General features: G+C 68.0%; 16 protein-coding genes and 6 pseudogenes. 3 read left to right on the top strand and 19 right to left on the bottom strand.

The window, feature by feature from the left end; genetic code table 11:
* Positions 1 to 596: 596 nt before the first annotated feature.
* The 7 genes and pseudogenes from CN538_RS20020 to CN538_RS15050 form a co-directional block, all read right to left on the bottom strand.
* A complete protein-coding gene (locus CN538_RS20020) occupies positions 597 to 1,466 on the bottom strand; it encodes a hypothetical protein (RefSeq protein ID WP_129591384.1) in 870 nt (289 codons plus the stop codon).
* Entirely contained in the window at positions 1,463 to 2,404 is a 942-nt protein-coding gene (locus CN538_RS15065; RefSeq protein ID WP_242495189.1) for a hypothetical protein, read from the bottom strand. The genes CN538_RS20020 and CN538_RS15065 overlap by 4 nt, the downstream gene beginning before the upstream one ends.
* A 2-nt stretch (positions 2,405 to 2,406) precedes the next feature.
* Entirely contained in the window at positions 2,407 to 3,819 is a 1,413-nt protein-coding gene (locus CN538_RS15060; RefSeq protein ID WP_106419965.1) for a hypothetical protein, read from the bottom strand.
* A 244-nt stretch (positions 3,820 to 4,063) separates the two neighbouring features.
* The gene (locus CN538_RS21245; protein WP_207233518.1) at positions 4,064 to 4,231 is read right to left on the bottom strand and encodes a hypothetical protein; all 168 of its coding nucleotides are present in this window, start codon (positions 4,229 to 4,231) and stop codon (positions 4,064 to 4,066) included.
* A pseudogene (locus tag CN538_RS25395) lies at positions 4,173 to 4,343 on the bottom strand (hypothetical protein); the annotation flags it as partial. The pseudogene CN538_RS25395 and the gene CN538_RS21245, both read right to left, overlap by 59 nt.
* A 286-nt stretch (positions 4,344 to 4,629) precedes the next feature.
* Positions 4,630 to 5,607: pseudogene (locus CN538_RS25390) on the bottom strand (SulP family inorganic anion transporter); the annotation flags it as partial.
* A gap of 201 nt (positions 5,608 to 5,808) precedes the next feature.
* The gene (locus tag CN538_RS15050; RefSeq protein ID WP_106419964.1) at positions 5,809 to 6,069 is read right to left on the bottom strand and encodes a helix-turn-helix domain-containing protein; all 261 of its coding nucleotides are present in this window, start codon (positions 6,067 to 6,069) and stop codon (positions 5,809 to 5,811) included.
* A 221-nt stretch (positions 6,070 to 6,290) separates the two neighbouring features.
* Between CN538_RS15050 and CN538_RS15045 the strand changes: the two genes are divergently transcribed.
* Together CN538_RS15045 and CN538_RS15040 are read left to right on the top strand one after the other, a co-directional pair.
* A complete protein-coding gene (locus CN538_RS15045) occupies positions 6,291 to 7,277 on the top strand; it encodes an aldo/keto reductase (protein ID WP_106419963.1) in 987 nt (328 codons plus the stop codon).
* Between the two features lie 212 nt (positions 7,278 to 7,489).
* Positions 7,490 to 8,680, top strand: a complete 1,191-nt coding sequence (locus CN538_RS15040) for an amino acid aminotransferase (protein ID WP_106419962.1) — start codon at positions 7,490 to 7,492, stop codon at positions 8,678 to 8,680.
* A 127-nt stretch (positions 8,681 to 8,807) separates the two neighbouring features.
* Here the strand turns inward: CN538_RS15040 and CN538_RS15035 are convergent, their stop codons facing one another.
* Both CN538_RS15035 and dkgB read right to left on the bottom strand, forming a co-directional pair.
* Positions 8,808 to 9,257: an EF-hand domain-containing protein gene (locus CN538_RS15035; protein ID WP_106419961.1), complete on the bottom strand. Its 450-nt coding sequence runs from the start codon at positions 9,255 to 9,257 to the stop codon at positions 8,808 to 8,810.
* Between the two features lie 112 nt (positions 9,258 to 9,369).
* Positions 9,370 to 10,182, bottom strand: coding sequence for a 2,5-didehydrogluconate reductase DkgB (dkgB, locus tag CN538_RS15030; RefSeq protein ID WP_106419960.1), 813 nt, complete (start codon positions 10,180 to 10,182; stop codon positions 9,370 to 9,372).
* Positions 10,183 to 10,308: 126 nt separating this feature from the next.
* Between dkgB and CN538_RS15025 the strand changes: the two genes are divergently transcribed.
* Positions 10,309 to 11,430, top strand: coding sequence for an NAD(P)/FAD-dependent oxidoreductase (locus CN538_RS15025; RefSeq protein WP_164999615.1), 1,122 nt, complete (start codon positions 10,309 to 10,311; stop codon positions 11,428 to 11,430).
* Positions 11,431 to 11,552: 122 nt separating this feature from the next.
* On the opposite strand, the pseudogene CN538_RS15020 reads toward CN538_RS15025, so the two are convergent.
* From CN538_RS15020 to trpA, 10 genes and pseudogenes are all read right to left on the bottom strand, one after another.
* Positions 11,553 to 12,134 (bottom strand): annotated as a pseudogene (locus CN538_RS15020) (YceI family protein).
* Positions 12,128 to 12,761, bottom strand: a pseudogene (locus CN538_RS15015) (cytochrome b). The pseudogenes CN538_RS15020 and CN538_RS15015 overlap by 7 nt, the downstream one beginning before the upstream one ends.
* Before the next feature lie 151 nt (positions 12,762 to 12,912).
* A pseudogene (locus CN538_RS15010) lies at positions 12,913 to 14,111 on the bottom strand (O-succinylhomoserine sulfhydrylase).
* Between the two features lie 69 nt (positions 14,112 to 14,180).
* Positions 14,181 to 15,710, bottom strand: coding sequence for an amidophosphoribosyltransferase (gene purF / locus CN538_RS15005; protein ID WP_106419958.1), 1,530 nt, complete (start codon positions 15,708 to 15,710; stop codon positions 14,181 to 14,183).
* A gap of 28 nt (positions 15,711 to 15,738) precedes the next feature.
* A complete protein-coding gene (locus CN538_RS15000; protein WP_106419957.1) occupies positions 15,739 to 16,350 on the bottom strand; it encodes a CvpA family protein in 612 nt (203 codons plus the stop codon).
* On the bottom strand, positions 16,350 to 17,090 hold the full coding sequence (locus CN538_RS14995; protein WP_106419956.1) for an SPOR domain-containing protein: 741 nt from the start codon (positions 17,088 to 17,090) through the stop codon (positions 16,350 to 16,352). The genes CN538_RS15000 and CN538_RS14995 overlap by 1 nt, the downstream gene beginning before the upstream one ends.
* A gap of 85 nt (positions 17,091 to 17,175) precedes the next feature.
* The gene (locus CN538_RS14990; protein ID WP_340638131.1) at positions 17,176 to 18,102 is read right to left on the bottom strand and encodes a bifunctional folylpolyglutamate synthase/dihydrofolate synthase; all 927 of its coding nucleotides are present in this window, start codon (positions 18,100 to 18,102) and stop codon (positions 17,176 to 17,178) included.
* Positions 18,099 to 18,275, bottom strand: coding sequence for a hypothetical protein (locus CN538_RS25385; protein ID WP_340638130.1), 177 nt, complete (start codon positions 18,273 to 18,275; stop codon positions 18,099 to 18,101). The genes CN538_RS14990 and CN538_RS25385 overlap by 4 nt, the downstream gene beginning before the upstream one ends.
* A gap of 168 nt (positions 18,276 to 18,443) precedes the next feature.
* A pseudogene (accD, locus tag CN538_RS14985) lies at positions 18,444 to 19,373 on the bottom strand (acetyl-CoA carboxylase, carboxyltransferase subunit beta).
* 106 nt (positions 19,374 to 19,479) lie between these two features.
* Positions 19,480 to 20,307: a tryptophan synthase subunit alpha gene (gene trpA, locus CN538_RS14980; protein WP_106419955.1), complete on the bottom strand. Its 828-nt coding sequence runs from the start codon at positions 20,305 to 20,307 to the stop codon at positions 19,480 to 19,482.
* Between the last annotated feature and the right edge of the window lie 11 nt (positions 20,308 to 20,318).

Here is a 20,318-nt window from a genome sequence, read left to right as displayed (position 1 = left end):
CCAGCTGCTCGCGCTCCTGCTCCAGGCGCTCCAGCGATTCGTCGAGCTGCTCGGCGTCCAGACGCAGTGAGCGGCGATACTCGCGGTCGGCGATCACTTCTTCGCGGAAGCGGTTGCCGTCGAGGCCTTCGAACGCCTCGGCGGCCTCGTCGAGCACACCCAGGGCGCGGTAGCGCGCGGCGTCATCGGCGAAGGCGTGGCTGTCGGCGAGCCAGGCACGCGCCTGATCGAAGGCGACATGGCCGATGTCTCGCGCCACGATCCAGCTCGCCTGGGGCAGATGCACCAGGCGGCGGTGGGTGTCGACCCGCGCCCCGCGCTCGGAGAGCGCCAGGCGCACGTTGCGCTCGGCCTGGCGGCTCAGCTTGGCCAGCAGCCAGGTGGAGACCCGCGGGCGTTCGGTGTCGCCGATCGCCCAGGCCAGTCCGCTCGCCGCCTCGGCGACGCCGGCTTCCAGCGTCTCGGCGCCATCGCGCTGGCCTGGCAGCCCCGGCAGCGGCGCCAGCGCCTGGCCACCGAGCAGACGCTCGGCCTCGAGCAGCGAGGCGTCCAGCGCGGCCAGCTGGCGCCGTGATTCGAGCAGGCTCTCGCCCTCCTCATTGAGGGTGGCGAGCCGCTCGACCTTGTCGTCGGCGCGCTGCTGATCGCTCTCGGCTTCGGCCAGGCGATGGCGCAGCTCGGTGATGCGGGTGCCGGAGTTGAGGATGACGTCCTCGATCAGCTCCTCTTCCTCGTCGGTCTCGCCGCGGGTAGCACCGGAGAGAATCTGCGGCGCCAGCACTTCGTAGAAGAATGCCTGGTCGGCCTTCTCGCCGGCGCGCGGCTTGATCGCGTTGAAGATCTGGCTTGTCGGCGCCGCCCTCCTTCTGGAACGCCGCCAGCTGGGCCAGCTCGCGCCGCGAGATGTGCACCCCGACCGCCTCCAGCCACTCTTCGCGGTTGGTGGCGCGGGTGACCCCGTGGGCGCGCATCAGGCTCTGGAAGTCGGCATTGGCGTAGAGCGCCAGCTTGCCGTCACGGGTGATATGGTGCACCGGCACGTCGGAGAGCTGACCCGGGTAGTGGTAGAACACCAGGCCGCTGCCGTCGCTGTAGCCGTACATGCCGAAGACGAAGGTCTCGCCGGCGACCTCTTCGCCGGCCACCGCGAGCATGTCGTCCTGCTGGGTGCTGCCCTGCTGAGCGCGGAATTCGACCCGCAGATGGGTCCAGCTGCGCGCTTCACCGGCGACCTTGGAGGGCGAGCACTTGCGCCGCGTGCGCGTGAGCAGCTGGCGGTCGCGCGAGAGCATGCCGATCAACGCCTCGGCCATGGTGGTCTTGCCGAAACCGTTCTCCATGCTGATCGCGCTCGACTGCCCGCGCAGATCGATCAGCAGGTGGCGCATCTTGGCTTCCCACGGCGAGGCGATATCACCGTGCTTGTTGAGCAGGTTGGCGATCTCGATGCGATGAATGACGCTCATTGACGCGGCTCCTCGTCTTCCTGGGCACCGGGGGCCTTGCCTTGCGACCCGGCGGCTGCGGCCTCGTCCTCCGCGGCGACGGGCTCGTCCGCTGCCATGGTGTTCGCCTCACCTTCTTCAGCGGCGCTCGACTGGGAGTGTGCCTCAGCGTCGGGCGTTTCCGCCGTCGCCAGCAAACGCTCGCCGTCGCTACCCTCGGCGGCGGTCAGTGCGATCAGATGGGTCAGGTGGTGCACGCCGATCTGCTCGGCTTCGAGGGCCCCCAGCAGGGTCTGCTGCCACACGTCCTCATCGCCGGTCTCGCGCACCAGATCGAGATGCCCGGCGCGCACCAGCAGATCGATGAACGCCTTGACCCTGCGCGGGATATCCTCGCCGCGCTCGTCGAGCAGCACCCGGCTGTTCTCCGGGGCGCTCTCGCCCAGCCCGCGCAGAATCTCGAGCTGATCGCGCACCAGCTCGACCAGCTCGCGGGTGACGAAGGTCGCCTCCTGATAGCGGCTGACATCGGAGAGTGCGCGGTTGAGGCGGGTGTAGATCAGGGTGTGCAGCAGCAGCCACAGCTGCAGATACCACAGTGCCAGCTCGGCGCGGCTCTCCTGGCGCAGCTTGAGCGCCTCGAACACCGCATCGCGGGTATAAAGCGGCGGCTGCTCCAGCTCCGGGTCCGGCAGTAGCGCGAAGAAGCGCGAGCCCGGCGCGATACCGGGATAGTCACCGGCCTCGAACACCTTGAGACGCATGCCCTGGCCGGCAAGGAAGTCGCGCAGCGCCTCGCGCTCGCTCTCCTGAGCGTCATCGATCAGCGCGCAGACATCACGCTCGGAGAGCTGACCCTCGCGCGCGGCACGCCGCTTGCGGCCGCCGCTGGGGACGCGCTCGGCGGTGCGATAGCGCAGCAGGTAGGCGACCACTTCGCCCATTTCCATCATGTTCATAGTCAAACGTCCTGGTCTGGCAGCGTCGTCTCGCGTACGCGCAGCGACGGTGTGACGGCGCCTTCGATCCGGCGCCCGTCGGGCAATTCGATGGCGAAGGGGGTGTCGTCGATCCCCACGCTGAGATGGTCGTCGAGCAGTTGGGTATCGACGAAGGTGTTGAGCAGCTGGGGCAGACAGTCGAGCGCTTCGTCGTCGAAGCGATGCCAACCCTCGCGCAGTGCTTCAGGCAGCGACAGCGGCGCCTGACGCAGACGCTGGCGCAGTGCCGGGCCACGCGCCTTGAGATAGCGCGCCAGCAGCGGGTCGGCACCGGGCCGGTCGCCGGCCTCGTCGAACACCAGCGCGGCACCGCTGCGCTCGGCGCGGCGGGTCTCCACCAGCGGCAGCAGCGTCTCCACCCGGGGCATCGCCACCTGCGTGCCCAGCGGCATCATGCGCGCCACTACCGCGTCCTGCAGACGCTGTGGCGGTGGCGCCAGCAGCAGGCGCTGGGCCAGCCCGGCGAAGTCGATCACACCCATCGACTGGATGCGCCCCTCGGCGATGTCGGAGAGCAGCTCGGAGAGGCGCCGCGAGAGGTTTTCGATGGCGTTGAGCACGCGCCCGATCGCCCCCGAGAGCATGCGCAGGTCCCACTCCGCCTCCTGCTGCTCGGACCAGTGGGCGAAGTGCTCGGCGACGCCGGGCGCGGCGAGCTGAGCGCGGGCGCTGAGCAGAGTGTTCTGGATCGTGCTCAAGGCGTTGTGGTAGTGGCGCTCGTTCTCCTCCAGCGCCGCCAGCTTGCCCTCATGGGTGGGGTTCTCGCGCACCCGGCGCAGCTCTTGGGTCAGTGCGCGGATCGCCATCAGGATCTGCTGGGTGATATCGGGCACACGGGCGTAGTCACCCCGAGACAACGCCGCTACCACCTTGGCCGCGTCATACTCGGAATAGAGCAGATCCTCGACCTGGCTGGCCAGGGTCACCGCCTGGCGTCCGCTCGGGGTGAGGCGCACTTGGCCGGTCTGCCCCTGCTTTTCGATCAGCGCGGTGCGCTTGGTACTGCGCACCCTGCGCTCGCCCGGCGCCAGTTCGTCATCGGCGGGGCCGGCCTGCCATTCGCGATAGTGAACCTCGCTGGGGGTGGCGAGCAGATTGATCACGAAGCTCAGATCGTCCGCCGGCAACGACGGGTATTCGCCGCGCAGATGCGAAAGGCAGCGGCGCTGAGTGACGAAGGCACTGTTGGTGGCGAAATCCACCTCGAGCAGGTAGTCGAGCAGCAGGCAGCCCAGGTCGAGCCAGTAGCCGTCACGCAGGCCGCGCCGCTGCTCCTGGGTGACCTGGACAAAGGGCGACCCCGGCTCATGGGCGCTGTCATGCAGATCGAGCAGCCGCGTCGTCGCGACCAGCAGCTTGTTCCAGGCGGTCATGTCGACTCCAGACAGGAAAAACCGCACCCGCCCATGGCGCTACCGCGGGTGCTCGTGAAGCGCCGCATTATGCCAAGGTTACGGTTTCAGGTCATGACGATCCGGGTAACAGCGAGACACCTGCGGCAAGTCGACAGCACGCTCGGCGCGGGATCTGACGTCGTGCGCCGCGCAACCTCGGCCCCCAGCGCTGCGCCCGATACCCTGATCACCCGAGTGCTGGCCGGCCTGAATCTTGACGGGACTACGTCTCGGCCGACGCACGCCGCAATTTGTTCACCGCCGCCTCGATGGAGCGTTCGTAGCTGACCAGCGGTGGGCGCACGCCATTGGCGAACAGCATCCGCCGCATGTCACTGTGGGTGCCGGTCAGCGCAATGCGGATACCGGCACGCCGCGAGGCGCTCAGCATGCCCTCCAGCGCGCGGCGGCATGACATCGATGAAGGGTACCTCGGTGAAGTCGAGAATCAGCCCGCGGTGGCGGTCGGACACCCGCGAAAGGATCGACTCGATCGAGGTGGCGGCGCCGAAGAACCAGGCGCCGGAGACCGATAGACCACCAGCTCGGGGTCGGCGGGTGACAGCCCTGTGTCACGGTAGTCGAAGCTCGTATCCGCCACGTCCTCCGGCACCCAGGGCACCTGCGCCGCCCCACGGTGCGCGACATGCGCTGGATGAACAGCAGCGCGCCCAGCAGCGTGCCGGCCAGAATACCCTCGGTCAGATCGCGGAAGACCGTCAGTAGCAGCGTGATCAACAGTACCGCGGCATCGCCCCGCGACGCCCGCAGCAGACTGACGAAAGCGTGTTTCTCGATCATGTTCCAGGCCACCACCGCCAGCACCCCGGCGAGGCTCGCCAGCGGGATATAGTCCAGCAGCGGGGCCGCCAACAGAATGAACAGCAACAACAACAGCGCATGCAGCATGCCGGCGATCGGGCTCACGGCGCCGGCCCGCACGTTGGTGGCCGTGCGCGCAATGGTGCCGGTGACACAGATACCGCCGAACAGCGCCGAGGCGACGTTGGCCACCCCCTGCGCCACCAGCTCGCAGTTGGCGCGGTGGCGGCGCCCGCTCATGCCGTCCGCCACCACCGCCGACAGCAGCGATTCGATCGCTCCCAGCAGCGTGAAGGCCACGGCGCTGGGCAGGACCTCGATGACCTTGTGCCAGGAGAGCGCCGGCAGCGATGGCATCGGCAGGGTTTCCGGAATACCGCCGAAAGCGGAGCCGATGGTCGCCACCGGCAGACCCAGCAGCGCCGTCGCCCCTGCGGTCACCGCTATCGCCACCAGCATGCCCGGCCAGCGCGGCCGCACGCGCTTGACCAGCACGATGGTGGCGATGGTCGCCAGGGCCAGCGCCATGGTGACAGGGCTGGCCGTGGGCAGCGCCTGCCAGATCGCCGGCAGCTTCTCCAGCAGCGGGCCGGGCTCCTGCCCGGCGAAGGTCAGCCCCAGTAGCGGCTTGAGCTGGCTGGCGAAGATGATCAGGGCGATCCCGGCGGTGAAGCCGACCGTGACCGGATAGGGGATCAGGCGAATCAGACTGCCCAGCCGCAGCCAGCCGATCATGGCCAGCATCACCCCCGACAACAGGGTGGCGAGTAGCAACCCTGCCATGCCGTGGGCCTGCACGGTCGCCGCCACCAGCACGATGAACGCGCCCGCCGGCCCGCCGATCTGGAAGCGGCTGCCGCCCAGCAGCGAGACCACGAAGCCACCGACGATCGAGGTGTAGAGCCCCTGGGCGGGAGAGGCGCCGGAGGCCATCGCGATGGCCATCGACAGCGGCAGCGCGACGACCGCCACGGTCAGCCCGGCGATCAGATCGGCGCGCAGGCTGGCGAGCCCGTACCCCTCGCGCAGGACGGTCACCAGTTTGGGGGTGAACAGCGCCGCGAAACCCGGCGACTTGGCGGTGCGGACATGCTTCATGACGAGCGAGGCCTTTCGAGTCGAGCGTGGAAGGTGATATCGGCGGGATCAGGGTTCGCCAGGCGCCGTCTTGAGACGCACACCGCGCCCGGTGGCCTGGCTGATCGCCTCATCGCCGATCAGCTCGACACCGGCGCGCTCCAACGCCTCCACGACCTTGGTCAGGCTGCCGATGACGCCGCGCACGGTGCCGGGGCTGGCTTCCATACGCTGAATGGTGGGTACCGAGACGCCCGCCAACGCCGCCAGGGCGCGCTGATCGATGCCCAGCAGGGCGCGGGCGGCACGCATTTGAGGACCAGTGATCATTTCACGCTCCACCCGTTGAGACTTGGCACCCACAGTCTAAAGCATCGATAGTCGTTTCTAAACATCTCAAGTGATATCTCAGATATCAAAAAAGATATTTTTAAATATCACCCAAGGGGCAAAAAGCGCCCGTGCAGGCAGCCGCTTGGCGCGTCTCGCGCGGCGTTCCCTACGCTAACTGCTAAGTTAGAAGGCGTACGCTCATTCTCGGGAGTCGCATCATGCAACTACGTCGCCTCGGCCAGACCGGGCTCAAGGTCTCTCCACTGTGTCTCGGCACCATGACCTACGGCACGCCACGCTGGCGCGACTGGGTCCTCGACGAGGCCCAGAGCCGGCCCTTCATCCAGCAGGCGCTGGAAGCCGGGATCAACTTCTTCGATACCGCCGACATGTACTCCGACGGCGAGTCCGAGCGCGTGGTGGGCAAGGCGCTCAACGACTTCGCCCGGCGCGAGGAGGTCGTGGTGGCGACCAAGGTCTACAACCCCACCGGCAACCGCTCGCCCAACGAGCGCGGGCTTTCGCGCAAGCATATCCACCACGCCATCGACGCCTCGCTCGGCCGGCTGGGGATGGAGTATGTCGATCTCTACCAGACCCATCGCTGGGACTACGACACCCCCATCGAGGAGACCATGGAAGCGCTGCATGAGGTGGTCAAGGCGGGCAAGGCGCGCTATATCGGCGCCTCCAGCATGTACGCCTGGCAGTTCGCCAAGGCCCAGCACGTCGCCGAGCGCAACGGCTGGACGCGCTTCGTCACCATGCAGCCGATGGTCAATCTGATCTATCGCGAGGAGGAGCGCGAGATGCTGCCACTGTGCCGCGACCAGGGCGTGGGCGTGATCCCCTGGAGCCCGCTGGCGCGCGGCATTCTCGCCGGCAGCAAGGCGGTGGGCAGCGAGGGCAGTACCACCCGCGCGCGCAGCGACGAGCAGATGCGCGCCTGGAACCTGGGCCAGGATCGAGACGCCCCGGTGATCGAGGCGCTGACCCAGGTGGCCGCGGAGCGCAACGTGTCGCCGGCTCAGGTCGCGCTGGCGTGGCTGTTGCAGAAACCCGGCATCACCGCGCCGATCGTCGGCGCGAGCAAAGCGCATCATCTCGATCAAGCGCTGGGCGCACTCGATATCACCCTGAGCGAGGACGAGATCGCCGCGCTGGAGGCTCCCTACGTCCCCCACGAGGTGGTCGGCTTCAGCTGAGCCGAGCTCGCCGCTCGACGCCTTGCCGGCAGCGGCGGCTGCGAGTCTCGCGGCGGCGCCAGCGAGTGGCGCGGGCGCAGGCGCGGTGGCATCATGAAACCGGGCGCCCCGCGAGGTCGCCGAACCATACCGGAATTTGTACGACACGCCAGGCCGGTGACGCCACCGGTCTACCACCATGGCCGCCAGAATCGACGAGGTAGTGCACGCCAATGTTTGAGAAGATCGAGCGCGTTCCCGGGGATGCCATTCTCGGGTTGATCGAAGCCTACAACCAGGATAGCAATCCGCAGAAGGTCGATCTCGGCGTCGGCGTCTATCGCGATGCCCACGGCCATACGCCGATCATGCGCGCCGTGAAGCAGGCCGAGGCGTATCTGCTGGAGCACGAGCAGACCAAGAGCTATATCGGCTCGCACGGCGATCCGCGCTACGGCAAGGTGCTGCTGCCACTGGTGCTGGGCGCCGACTCCCCCGTGCTGGCGGCCGATCGTGCCAGCGCCACCCAGTCACCGGGCGGCACCGGCGCGCTGCGGCTGGCGGCGGACTTCATCAAGTCGAACCTGCCGGGCAAGCGCATCTGGCTCTCCGACCCCACCTGGCCCAACCATCTGGGCATCTTCGACGCCGCCGGCATCGAGATGCGCAAGTACCCCTACGTCAGCGCCGACAACCGCCTCGACTTCGACGCCATGCTGGCGACGCTCAAGGAAGTACCGCAGGGTGACGTGGTGCTGCTGCACGCCTGCTGTCACAATCCGTCGGGCTTCGATCTCGACCGCGAGCAGTGGCAACAGGTGCTGGAAGTGGTCAAGTCGCGCGGCCTGCTGCCGCTGGTGGACTTCGCCTACCAGGGCTTCGGCGAGGGACTGGAAGCGGACGCCTACGGCGTGCGACTGATGGCCGAGAACCTCGACGAGGTGCTGATCACCAGCTCCTGCTCGAAGAACTTCGGCCTCTACCGCGAACGTACCGGCTGCCTGATCGTGATCGCCAAGAATGCCGAACAGATGCAGAACGTGCGCTCGCAGATGGCGATCGTGGCGCGCGAGAACTACTCCAACCCGCCCTCCCACGGCGCGGCCATCGTCACCGAGATCCTCGAATCGGCGGAGCTGGCACGGGTGTGGCGCGAGGAGCTGACCGAGATGTGCGACCGCATCAACGGTCTGCGCAGCGACCTGGTCGCCGCACTTGCGCCCTACGGCCTCGATCAGCGCTTCGCCCACGTCGCCGCTCAGCGCGGCATGTTCTCCTACACCGGGTTGAGCGCCGAGCAGGTCAAGCGCCTGCGCGACGAGTTCAGCATCTACATGGTCGGCTCCGGCCGCGCCAACGTGGCCGGCTTCACCAGCGAGAACCTGCCCTACGTGGCCAAGGCGATCGCCGCCGTGGTCGACTGACGGGGCCGAGATAGCAACGGCACCGAGAGCGCACCAACGCAGAACGCCCGGCCACTGGCCGGGCGTTCTGCGTTGTCGGCACGAAAAGCCCGGTACGAAAAGTTCGCTACGGCAAGCGCGCGCCGGGTCAATCGGTGGGCGCGAGGGTGTCCGAACCCATCGCTTCGCGGAAACGCTGATGGGTAATGCCGCCCGCCTCGGGGTCGGCAAGCCGCTCGAACAGCGCCTGCTGATTGGCGCTGACCGCTTCGTCACGGTCGATGACCCCATCGCCGTTGACGTCGAGCTGGTCGAAGCTCAGCGCGTTGGGGCGCTGATCCACCGGCGTCTGGGCACCACCGTCGGTGAAGGCGGCGTTGTCGCGCCCCACCCCGCCGGACTTCTCGATCGACTCACGGTCGACCTGGGAGGCGTTGGCCGGCGGCTGCGGCTGGCCGCTATCAGCCTTCACTCTCAGGCTCGACTCATCGCCGCCTGCGGCGCTGTCGGCCGTTTGCGCCAAAGCCGGCAGCGCACTGCCCGCGGCGAGCAAGCCGATACCCAGACCCAGGGCCCAGGGACGTGTCCAAGAACGCATGGCAGATCCTCTCAAGACGATGTCCTCTTGAGACCGCTGCCGGGCAAAAAAATTCGCGCAGCGTCACCCTCGGGCCCAGCGGCCCGGAGGGGTGTCGCTGTCCAAGGTGAACTTACTCGTCCCAGGTCGGGGCAAAATCAGGATCGGCGATACGCTCGCCGCGGTCGAGCCCATCGATCTCGGCGATCTCGGCGTCGCTCAAGCGAATCTCCAGCGCTTCGAGATTGGCCTTCTGGTGTTCCGGCTTGGTCGACGACGGTATGACGATGATATCGCGGGCGGCGACCCAGGCCAGCGCGATCTGCGCCGGGGTCACTGCGTGATGCTCGGCAATGCGCTTGAGTACCGCATCCTCCATCACCCGCCCCACCGCCAGCGGCATGTAGGCGGTCACCTCGAGCCCCTTGGCCTGGCAGTGCTCGACCAGCGCACGGTTGGCCAGGAAGGGATGGACCTCGATCTGGTTGGTCACCAGATGCTCGCCACCGGGCAGCGCCAGCGCCTGGTCGATCTGCGCGATGGTGAAGTTGGAAACGCCGATATGCCGGGTCAGGCCGCGCTGGCGGCAGGCGTCGAGCGCCCCCAGATAGTCGGCCATGGGCACCTCGTCGTTGGGCGAGGGCCAGTGGATCAGGGCGAGATCGACCTGCTCGAGGCCAAACGCGTCGAGACTCTGTTCCAGGCTGGCGGTGAGCGCCGCCGGCTCGAGCTGATCCCACCAGATCTTGGTGGTAATAAAGAGCTCGTCGCGGGGGATGCCGCTCTGGCGCACCGCCTTGCCCACCGCGGGCTCGTTACCGTACATCTGGGCGCTATCGAGGTGGCGGTAACCGAGGTCGAGCGCCGAGGTCACCGAGTCGATGACCGCCCGCTCCTTGAGACGATAGGTACCCAGACCCGGCTGCGGCAGAAGATGACGTGACATGAAGCTGCTCCTCGAATCGTGCGGGGGGTGAAAAAACCTTCGAAAGGCGGTGCCCGCCTCGCCCGCATTCGGGCACCGTGCCTGTCCATGCTAGACTCAAGTTCGGTTTTCTGCCCGGATCGAGGCATGTCAGACGCCACGCCCCCCTCTCCTCGTCAGCAGCTGCTTCTCGTCGGCAACGGCGATGCCCATCTGCATGTCGCCAGCCACGCGCGCGAGCTGGCCCAGGCGGGTATCGACGTCACCCTGATCACACCGCAGCCGTTCGCTTTCGCCGACTGGCTCGGCGGCATGCTCGGCGGCGAGTGGCAGCTCGACGACGTGCATCTGCCCGCGTCACGCATCGCCGCCCACGGCGCCACCCATGTGACCGCCAGCGTGGTCGCCGCCGACCGCGGCAACCGCCGTGTGACCCTGGATGACGGCCAGCGCCTCGACTACGACTGGCTGTCGATCGATCTGCCAGCGGTGGTCGACGCCCAGGCCATCCCTGGCTTCTACACCGCCCAGGGCGTCTACGGCGCCAGCGCCGATTCCCTGTGGGCGCTGCGCCAGCAGCTCGAGAGCGAACTGGCTGACCCCGCCCGACGCCTGTCCAATGTCGCGGTGCTGGGCGGTGGCGCCCTGGGGGTGGAGCTGGCGGCAAACCTGCTGGCGCTAGGGGAACGCTACGGCCGTCCGCTGCCGGTGGCGCTGATCGGCAACGAGCGCCAGCCGCTGCCCGACGCCTGCGGCCGCGCCAACCGCTGGCTGACCCGGCGCCTGCAGCGGCGTGGCCTGCGCCTCGAGCTGGTGGCGACGGCGGCGCGCTACGAGCGCGACAGCCTGATCCTCGACGACGGTACCGCCGTCGACGCCGACCTGCTGCTGGTGGTCGAAGCGCTGCGCCCACCGCCGGCTTTCGACATCTTCGGATTGGCCCATGATGCCCAGGGGCGGGTCGAGGTGGACCCGCGCCAGCGCTGCCGCGAAGATCCGCGGGTGTTCGTCAACCAACCCAGCGCCCCCGGCGAACCCACCCGTCGCGCCACCCGTGAGCGTGCCGCCGGCCTGCTCTCAGCGCTACTGGCGCTGGGCGATGCCCCCACCCCGGCCACGACCCACGATCGCCACTGGAAGGCGCTCAATCTGGGCGATCTGCGCGATATCGCCTGGCGCGGCTCACTGTGGTGCCGCGGGCGCTGGGTGCGCCGGCTCAAGCATCGCCGCGACCGCCGCGAGGTGGCGCGCTACCTGGACGACGCCTGACCCGATCACGCCCGCGCCGACATCCCCGAAGGATGCCGCACAAAAACACAACCCCGGCACCAGGCCGGGGTCGCGTCAGTGAACAACCATCGCGCGCCGGCGCGGTGGTCTCGAGCCATCGATTACTGGCGGATGCCTTCGAGTACCACGTAGAGATCCACGCTGTGCATCGGCTCCGGGAACTGGCTCATGTCGATATCGAAGTCGGCCAGATTGAGCGTGGTGGTCGCCTCGAAGCCCTGGCGATAGCCGCCCCAAGGGTCGTCACCGCCGCCGATGTGATCGACGTCGAAGGTCACCTTGCGTGTCACCCCGTGCAGGGTCCAGCTCCCCGGTCATCTCTCCTCTTCGCCGTCATCGTCGATCTGGAAGCCGGTGGACTTGAAGCTCGCCTGCGGATACTTGGCTGGCGTCGAGGAAAGTCGCCGCTCAGGATGTGCTTGTCGCGCTCGGCGTGATTGCTGTCGAGGCTGTCGACGTCGACCTTGACCGCAACGCTGGACTCCTCGGGCGCCTCCGGGTCGTAGCTGAAGTCACATTGAACTGCTTGAAGTCACCCAGAATATAGGAGTAGCCGAGTGGCTGATCTTGAACTGGATGAAGGCGTGCTGGCCTTCGCTGTCGATCTTGTAGTCGGCGGCCTGGGCCTGGGTCAGCGGCAGCGCGGCGGCGACCAGGGCAGCCAGGGCGGTCTTCTTCAGCAGCATGCGAAACTCCTCGTGGATTGAGCTCTTGGGGGCGCGAGCACCGGTGGCGACCAGCGCTCGGAAACACTCAGCGACGCCGCGCGGCGCCGCGTCGTCAACATTCGGGTCAAGGTGTCCTGACGGTCGAGCCAGTGGTGCTTGAGCGCGGCCAGGGTGGGCCACAGGCGAGAATCACCAGCGCCCAGGCGGCATACCAGTGGCACGCTACCCGCCACCACCGCCTGGGCCGGCAGCCCCGAGACCAGCGCCGGCACGCTGAACCAGCCGAAGACCGCTGATGCCTTGACCCTCGGCGGTGGAGATCAGATAGCCCGAGAACAGCACCACGAACATTAGCAGATACAGAAGCCCATGGCCGACATGGGCGGCACGCCGCTCGAACGCGCCGCCGTGGGCGCGCGGGGTGGGCTGGGTCAGGCGCCAGGCCACCCGCGCCAGACTCGCCGCCAGCAGCAGGATACCGATCGACTTGTGCCACCAAGGCGCCAGATGGTACCAGGTGTCATAGTAGCCCAGGCCGGTCATCCACCAGCCCAGCGCGAACAGGCCGAACACCGCCAGCGCGCTCAACCAGTGCAGCGCGATGCTGATCCTGCCCCAGCCGCTGTGAGAATTGCGCCACATCACCCTGCCCCTGCTCCCGTTTCACCTCAGCATACGGATAACGGACGGCGGCGACAGCCAGGGTGGTGGAAATCGATTAGTGACGAAAAGGAAATAATAGAGACGAAAAAGCCCGCCTGAGCGGGCTTTTCGGTCAACCGAGCCAGATACTTCACATGAGGGTATCGAGGCCCCGGGCCAGATCCGCCTGTAGATCCTCCAGCGTCTCCAGCCCTACCGCCAGGCGGATCAGACCATCGCTGATCCCCGCCGAGGCGCGCTGAGCGTCGCTCAGACGGCCGTGGGTGGTGGTCCCCGGGTGGGTGATGGTGGTCTTGACGTCACCCAGGTTGCCGGTGATCGACATCACCCGGGTGTGGTCGATCACATGCCAGGCAGCCTCGCGCCCACCGGCGATCTCGACCCCCATCACCGCGCCGAAGCCGAGCTGCTGACGCTGGGCCAAGGCGTGCTGGGGGTGGCTGGCGAGACCGCTGTAGTGGACCCGCGCCACCGCCGGCTGCTGCTCCAGCCACTCGGCCAGGGCCTGGGCATTGCGGCTGTGCGCGTGCATGCGCAGGCTCAGCGTCTCCAGCCCCTTGAGGAAGATCCAGGCATTGAATGGACTCATGCAGGGGCCGCAGGTGCGCACCACGCCGAACAGCTGCTCCAGCTCCTGATCGCGGCCGACCACGGCGCCGCCGATCGCCCGCCCCTGCCCATCGAGATACTTGGTCGCCGAGTGGATCACCAGGTCGGCGCCCAGCGCCAGCGGGCGCTGCAGTGCCGGGGTCAGGAAGCAGTTGTCGATCGCCAGCCAGGCGCCGTGGCGGTGGGCCAGTTCCGCCAGCGCGGCGATATCGACCAGCTCGTTGCGGGTTGGAGGGCGTCTCGGCGAACAGCAGCTTGGTCTTGGGCGTGATCGCCGCTTCCCAGCCGGCGAGATCGTTGAGTTCCACATAGCGCGGCACCACGCCGAACTTGGCCAGATACTTGTCGAACAGCGCGATGGTGGAGCCGAATACCGAACGCGACACGATCACTTCGTCACCGGCCTGCAGCAGCGCCAGCACGGTCGAGGATCGCCGCCATGCCCGAGCTGGTGGCGACACAGCGCTCACCGCCCTCGAGCGCCGCCAGGCGCTGCTCGAAGTTGCGCACGGTGGGGTTGGTGAAGCGCGAGTAGACGTTGCCCGGCTCCTCGCCCTTGAACTTGCGCGCGGCCTCGGCGGCGCTGCCATAGACGAAGCTCGAGGTGGGGAAGATCGGCTCGCCGTGCTCCTGCTCATGGGTGCGCTCATGGCCGGCACGGATCGCCAGGGTCTCGAGACCGAGCGAGAGATCGTCGTCTGGGTCGTCATCTAGGGGCATGCGGGTACACTCCTGAATATCGTCTAGGTCCAGACTGAGGCGGCCCCGCCGGCGGCGAGGCGCACCGGCTCAGTCGTCCGAGCTGTCATTGTGCAGGTCGACCACGGCATTGACCCGCTCGCGCCCCTCTTTGGCCGCATCGCTGCGAGCGGCCTCGAGCGCGGCGAGATAGGCTTCGTCGATATCGCCGGTGACGTAGCTGCCATCGAACACCGAGCAGTCGAAGTCGTCGAGGGCCGGGTTGACCTCGCGGCAGGCCGCCTTGAGATCCTCCAGATCCTGATAGATCAGACGATCGGCGCCGATCAGCTCACCCACCTCGGCGTCGCTGCGGCCATGGGCGATCAGCTCGGAGGCCACCGGCATGTCGATGCCGTAGACGTTGGGGTAACGCACGGCGGGAGCAGCAGAGGCGAAGTAGACCTTGTTGGCGCCGGCGTCCCGGGCCATCTGGATGATCTGCTTGCAGGTGGTGCCGCGCACGATCGAGTCGTCCACCAGCAGCACGTTCTTGCCGGCGAACTCGCTGCCGATGGCGTTGAGCTTCTGGCGCACCGACTTCTTGCGCTGGGTCTGCCCCGGCATGATGAAGGTACGGCCGATGTAGTGGTTCTTCATGAACCCTTCACGGAAGGTCACCCCGATGTGCTGCGCCAGCTCCAGCGCGGTGGTGCGCGAGGTATCGGGGATCGGGATCACTACGTCGATGTCGTGCTGCGGCCATTCGCGCTGGATGCGGTCGCCGAGCTTGCGCCCCATCTGCATGCGGGTGCCGTAGACGTAGGCACCGTCGAGCTTCGAATCCGGGCGCGCCAGGTAGACGTGCTCGAAGATGCACGAGGTCAGCTGGGGTCGATCGGCGCACTGCTGAGTGTGCACATTCTTGTGCATGTCGACGAAGATCGCCTCGCCCGGGGCCAGATCGCGCACCAGCTCGAAGCCGCTGACATCGAGCGCCACCGACTCGGAGGCGATCATCACCTCCTGGCCCGGGCGCCCCTCGGCGTCGACGCCCTCGCGAGTGCCGTAGACCACCGGGCGGATGCCGTGGGGGTCACGGAAGGCGACCAGTCCGAAGCCACTGATGATGGCGACCGCGGCGTAGCCGCCGCGGCAGCGCCGATGCACCCGGCGCACCGCATCGAAGATGTCCTCGGGGGTGAGGTAGAGCCCCTGCTTGCCCAGCTCGTGGGCAAACACGTTGAGCAGCACCTCCGAGTCGGAGCTAGTGTTGATGTGGCGCAGATCGGAGGAGAACAGCTCCTGCTTGAGCTGGTCGGAATTGGTCAGGTTGCCATTGTGCGCCAGGGTGATGCCGTAGGGCGAGTTGACGTAGAACGGCTGCGACTCCGCCTCGCTCGCCGAGCCCGCCGTGGGGTAGCGCACGTGGCCGATCCCCAGGTTGCCCTGGAGACGCTTCATGTGGCGGGTGTGGAAGACATCCCGCACCAGCCCGTTGTTCTTGCGCAGCAGAAACCGACCGTCATCCCAGGTCATCATGCCGGCGGCGTCCTGTCCGCGGTGTTGTAAAACCGTCAGCGCGTCATAGATCGACTGATTGACCGCTTCATTGGCCATGAGGCCCACGATACCGCACATGCCGCCTTACCTCGCTTGATTGCGCCCCTCAGGGCGCCGGTTGCGCAGCCGGCGCGCCACCCGGGGGTGGCGCGGCGCGGCCGCTCTGCTCGACTGTCGAATTCATCGTACCCGGCAGCGTCAACGGCAGACGCCGCATGGCGTCCTCCGCCTGCGATGCGTCCACGTTCCAGTCCTCGAGCTGGACTACCGCCCAGGCCCGCAGCGACTCGAAGGCGGGGCGCAGCTGGGCCTGCTGCCAGGCGCTCAGCTGAGCCAGCGGCGTCAGCCCGATCACCACGGTGGCGATCACCAGGATCGCCGCCCCCCGGGCCAGGCCGAAGCAGGCGCCGGCGACCCGGTTGAAAAACCCCATCCCGACCCACTCGACCGCCGCATTGAGCAGGCGGATGACGAAGCCGCACACCATCACCACGACGAAGATCACCAGGACGAAGCCGAGGACCAGGCGCGCGTCCGGGTGAGAGATGTAGGGTTCGAGCATCTCCCCCAGCGGCTTCGCGAAGACCCGCGCTGCGAGCAGTGCGACGATCCACGCCCCCAGGCCCAGCGCCTCACGGATCAGGCCACGCATGAAACCTGCCAGCATCGAGATCGTCAATACCAGCAGGAAGGCGTAGTCGAGCCAGGTGAGTGTCATCAGCTACCCGGTTTGCGAATCAAGAGTCCCGACAGGTTGGCGGACTGCTTGAGTTCGGCGCGCGCCTTCTCGCCCGCCTCCGAGGAGGCGAAAGGCCCGACGTAGACCGAGGTCAGATTGTTGTCGCGTGGCTGCGAATAGGCGGCGAAGCCTTGTTCCTTGAGCTTGGCCGCGAGCCGCGTGGCGTTGTCCTTCTGTCCGAAACTGCCGACCTGCACCACCCAGCCGCCATCCTTGCTGGCCGCGGTACGCGTGGGGGTGCTGGGTGCCGGTTCGGGCTTGGCAGGTGCCGGCTGAGCGGCCGGCGCCTGGCGTTTGGCCGGCTGGCTGGTATCCGACTGCGCTAGCTCGGCGATCGGGTCGGTGCGCGGCTGGGTCGCCTGCGAACCGCCGCCCGTGTTGTCCGCGCCGCTGCCGCTGCCGCTGCCGCTGCTCTGCCCAGCGCCCGCTCCCTGCCCGAAGCTATCCGCACCGCCGCCCAGCTGGGCGCGGGTGTCGGGCTCGGGCACCGCGCCGGTGTCGCCGCTGCTGTCGCGCTGGGCCACCGAAGCGGGGGGCTGCGGCGCTTCGATGATGCGCTGGCGCGCCTCGCCCCCATCCACCGGCTGCTCGATCACCATCACCGGCTCCGGACCCTGCTGACGCGGCTCGGGATCGTCGAACAGCATCGGCACGAAGATCGCCCCCAAGGCCACCAGAATGACCGCACCACTGATCCGTTCACGCCATCCGTACTTCATAAGACCTCCTCAAGCGGGCCTGTTCGAACCCCGGTCATCCATTGGCCGAGGCGATGAAAAATGCCGATCCGGTGTACCGCGCCCTTCAATCGGCCGCCGCCGTCAGCGCGCCGAGGGCTTCGGCCACGGTCAGGAAGGAGCCGCATACCAGCACCTCCTCGTCAGCGCCGAGTCGCTCGCGCAGCCATGCCACGCCTGCCACTGGCGAATCACAGCAGGCCAGCAGCGGCGCTCCGACGGACTCGATCGCTTCACCCAGCTTGGCCGCCGAGCGCCCGCGCGGGCCGTCGAGCCCGACCGCCACCCAGGCGTCGACCGCCGAGCCGAGCGCCGCGATCAGCGCCTCGGCGTCCTTGTCGCCGAGCACACCGAGCAGCCCGATGCGCCGCGCCGGTTGCGGCCGCGCCGCCAGCCGCTCGGCCACGTAGGCCGCCGCGTGGGGATTGTGCGCCACGTCGAGACACCAGTTGCCCAGCCACTGTAGACGTCCGGGCAGCGATACCGTGGCGAGCGCCTCGCGCACGGCGTCGCCCTGCGGGGTGATGCCGAGCAGCGTCAATACCTGCAGCGCCACCGCGGCATTGTCCAGCGGCAGGCCCGGATCGGGCAAGCTATCGAGTTCATAGCGCGCCCCCTGGGCGTCGCTGCCCTGCCACCGCCAGCCGCCATCGTGTGCCTCGGGTGCGAACGCCTGGCCCAGCCAGTAGGCCGGCGCGGCCAGCGCCTCGAGACGGGCCGAGACGCTGGCAGGCAGCTCGCGGCTGCCGAGCACCGCCGGGCGCTCCTGACGCAGGATGCCGGCCTTCTCGAAGCCGATGCCGTCGAGATCGTCACCCAGGAAGTCGGCATGGTCATGGGCGATGGTGGTGATCACCGCGATATCGGGGTCGACCACATTGACCGCATCGAGTCGCCCGCCCAGCCCGACCTCCAGGATCGCCAGCTGCGGCTGGCGCTGGGCGATCGCCCACAGCGCCGCCAGGGTGCCGGCCTCGAAGTAGGTGAGACTCACCGCCTCACCCGCCAGGCGCGCCCCTCGACCCGCTCGAAGCCTTCGACCAGCAGCGTATCCTCCGCCGGCTCGCCGTCGAGACGCAGGCGCTCGTTGTAGCGCAGCAGATGGGGAGAGGTGTAGCAGGCGGTGGTGAGGCCGTGGGACGCCGCCAGGCGTTCGAGCAGCGCCACCGTCGAGCCTTGCCGTTGGTGCCGGCCACGGTGACCACTGCCCCGCCGCGGCCGCTCGTTCAGCCCCAGGCGCGCGCCACGCTGGCGACCCGCTCGAGGCCGAGCTCGATGGCGACGGGATGCTGGCGCTCGAGTCGCGCCAGCCATGCATCCAGCGCCGCGGACATCTCAGCGCGGCGCCTGGGAGGCGTCGGCCTCGTCCGGCAGCGGCGAGAAATCCGCCTCGGCCTCACCCTCCGCTGACGGCTGATGGGTGAGGTACGCAGCACGCTGCCCAGCCGCGCCCGCAGTTCGGGGCGCGCGACGATCATGTCGACGGTGCCGTGCTCGAGCAGGAACTCGCTGCGCTGGAACCCTTCCGGCAGCTTCTCGCGCACGGTCTGCTCGATCACCCGCGGACCGGCAAAGCCGATCAGCGCATTGGGTTCGGCCACGTTGAGGTCGCCGAGCATCGCCAGCGACGCCGAGACACCGCCGAACACCGGATCGGTCAGCACCGAGATGTAGGGCACCCCAGCCTGCTTGAGTTTCTCCAGCGCGGCGGACGTCTTGGCCATCTGCATCAGCGAGAACAGTGCCTCCTGCATGCGCGCGCCGCCGGAAGCGGCGAAGCACACCAGCGGGATCTCCTGCTCCAGCGCCAGGCTCGCCGCGCGCACGAACTTCTCGCCGACGATCGCGCCCATGGAACCGCCCATGAACGAGAACTCGAATGCCACCGCGACCACCGGCAAACCGTCGAGGGTGCCGCGCATGGCGATCAGGGCGTCGTTCTCGTCGGTCTCCTTCTGCGCCGCCGAGAGGCGATCCTTGTACTTCTTCGAATCGCGGAACTTGAGCCGATCACTCGGCTGCAGGTCGGCGGCGATCTCCTCGCGCCCTTCGGCATCGAGGAACCAGTTGAGCCGCTTGCGTGCCGTGAGTCGCAGGTGGTGCTGGCACTTGGGGCAGACGTTCTGGTGTTTCTCCAGCTCGGGGAGATAGAGCACCGAATCGCAACTCGGGCACTTGCGCCACAGGCCCGTCGGGCACGCTGGCGCGGCGGTCGTTACGCTGGGTGCGGCTCATCGACGGGACGATCTTGTCTAGCCAGCTCATGTCGGGAGAGATTCCATCAGTTTAAGGAAACGGGTCCGCGCCGGCGGTCAGCCACACGCCGGCGCGACACGGAAAGCGCAGATGATACCAGAATGCCCCGCGCGGCTCAGGCGCGCACGTCGCGATCCAGCGCCTCGCGCATCTCGCCGAGGATCTCGCGCAGCGCCTGCGGGATCGTCTCGGGGGTGTCGGCACGCTCGGCGATACGCCCCACCAGGGCGCTGCCGACGATGACCCCGTCGGCGACGCGGCCGATGGCCGCCGCCGTGGCGCCGTCACGGATGCCGAAGCCGACGCACAGCGGTAGCTCGGTGAGCGCACGCAGGCTCGCCAGCTGCGATCCCACAGCCTCGGCATCGAGGGTCGCCGCGCCGGTGACGCCCTTGAGCGAGACATAGTAGAGATAGCCCTGGCCGTGGTGACAGATCGTCGTCGCGCGCTGCTCGGAGGTGGTCGGCGCGAGCAGGAAGATCGACTGCAGACCGTGCTCGGCGAACAGCGCCGCGTTCTCGCCCATCTCCTCCGGCGGCATGTCCACCGCGAGCACGCCGTCGACGCCGGCATCCCGAGCCTGACGCGCGAAGGCCGCATAGCCCATGCGCTCGATCGGGTTGAGATAGCCCATCAGCACCACCGGGGTCTCGGCATCGCGTTCACGGAACGCCGCCACCATCTCCAGCACGTGGCTCAGCCGGGTGCCATGGACGAGCGCGCGCTCGCACGCTTTCTGGATCACCGGGCCGTCGGCCATGGGATCGGAGAACGGTACGCCCAGCTCGATCACATCGGCCCCCGCCTCGACGCAGGCGTGCATGAAATCGACGGTGTGCGCCGGGGCCGGATCGCCGGCGGTGATATAGGGAATCAGCGCCTTGCGCCCCGCTGCCTTGAGCGCGGCGAAGCGCCGGTCGATACGATTCGCGTGTTGGTTCATGTCGGTCCCCG

This window comes from Salinicola tamaricis (assembly GCF_003006155.1).
In the GTDB taxonomy this organism is placed as follows: domain Bacteria; phylum Pseudomonadota; class Gammaproteobacteria; order Pseudomonadales; family Halomonadaceae; genus Salinicola; species Salinicola tamaricis.
Note: the sequence above shows the minus strand (reverse complement) of the source record. Positions and strands in the feature narration are given on the sequence as shown.

What these genes read in the sequence shown, in the direction of transcription:
- CN538_RS20020 (WP_129591384.1), bottom strand. Translation starts at nt 1,466, where the DNA reads ATGAGCGTCATTCATCGCATCGAGATCGCCAACCTGCTCAACAAGCAC.
- CN538_RS15065 (WP_242495189.1), bottom strand. Translation starts at nt 2,404, where the DNA reads ATGAACATGATGGAAATGGGCGAAGTGGTCGCCTACCTGCTGCGCTAT.
- CN538_RS15060 (WP_106419965.1), bottom strand. Translation starts at nt 3,819, where the DNA reads ATGACCGCCTGGAACAAGCTGCTGGTCGCGACGACGCGGCTGCTCGAT.
- CN538_RS21245 (WP_207233518.1), bottom strand. Translation starts at nt 4,231, where the DNA reads ATGCTGAGCGCCTCGCGGCGTGCCGGTATCCGCATTGCGCTGACCGGC.
- CN538_RS15050 (WP_106419964.1), bottom strand. Translation starts at nt 6,069, where the DNA reads ATGATCACTGGTCCTCAAATGCGTGCCGCCCGCGCCCTGCTGGGCATC.
- CN538_RS15045 (WP_106419963.1), top strand. Translation starts at nt 6,291, where the DNA reads ATGCAACTACGTCGCCTCGGCCAGACCGGGCTCAAGGTCTCTCCACTG.
- CN538_RS15040 (WP_106419962.1), top strand. Translation starts at nt 7,490, where the DNA reads ATGTTTGAGAAGATCGAGCGCGTTCCCGGGGATGCCATTCTCGGGTTG.
- CN538_RS15035 (WP_106419961.1), bottom strand. Translation starts at nt 9,257, where the DNA reads ATGCGTTCTTGGACACGTCCCTGGGCCCTGGGTCTGGGTATCGGCTTG.
- dkgB (WP_106419960.1), bottom strand. Translation starts at nt 10,182, where the DNA reads ATGTCACGTCATCTTCTGCCGCAGCCGGGTCTGGGTACCTATCGTCTC.
- CN538_RS15025 (WP_164999615.1), top strand. Translation starts at nt 10,309, where the DNA reads ATGTCAGACGCCACGCCCCCCTCTCCTCGTCAGCAGCTGCTTCTCGTC.
- purF (WP_106419958.1), bottom strand. Translation starts at nt 15,710, where the DNA reads ATGTGCGGTATCGTGGGCCTCATGGCCAATGAAGCGGTCAATCAGTCG.
- CN538_RS15000 (WP_106419957.1), bottom strand. Translation starts at nt 16,350, where the DNA reads ATGACACTCACCTGGCTCGACTACGCCTTCCTGCTGGTATTGACGATC.
- CN538_RS14995 (WP_106419956.1), bottom strand. Translation starts at nt 17,090, where the DNA reads ATGAAGTACGGATGGCGTGAACGGATCAGTGGTGCGGTCATTCTGGTG.
- trpA (WP_106419955.1), bottom strand. Translation starts at nt 20,307, where the DNA reads ATGAACCAACACGCGAATCGTATCGACCGGCGCTTCGCCGCGCTCAAG.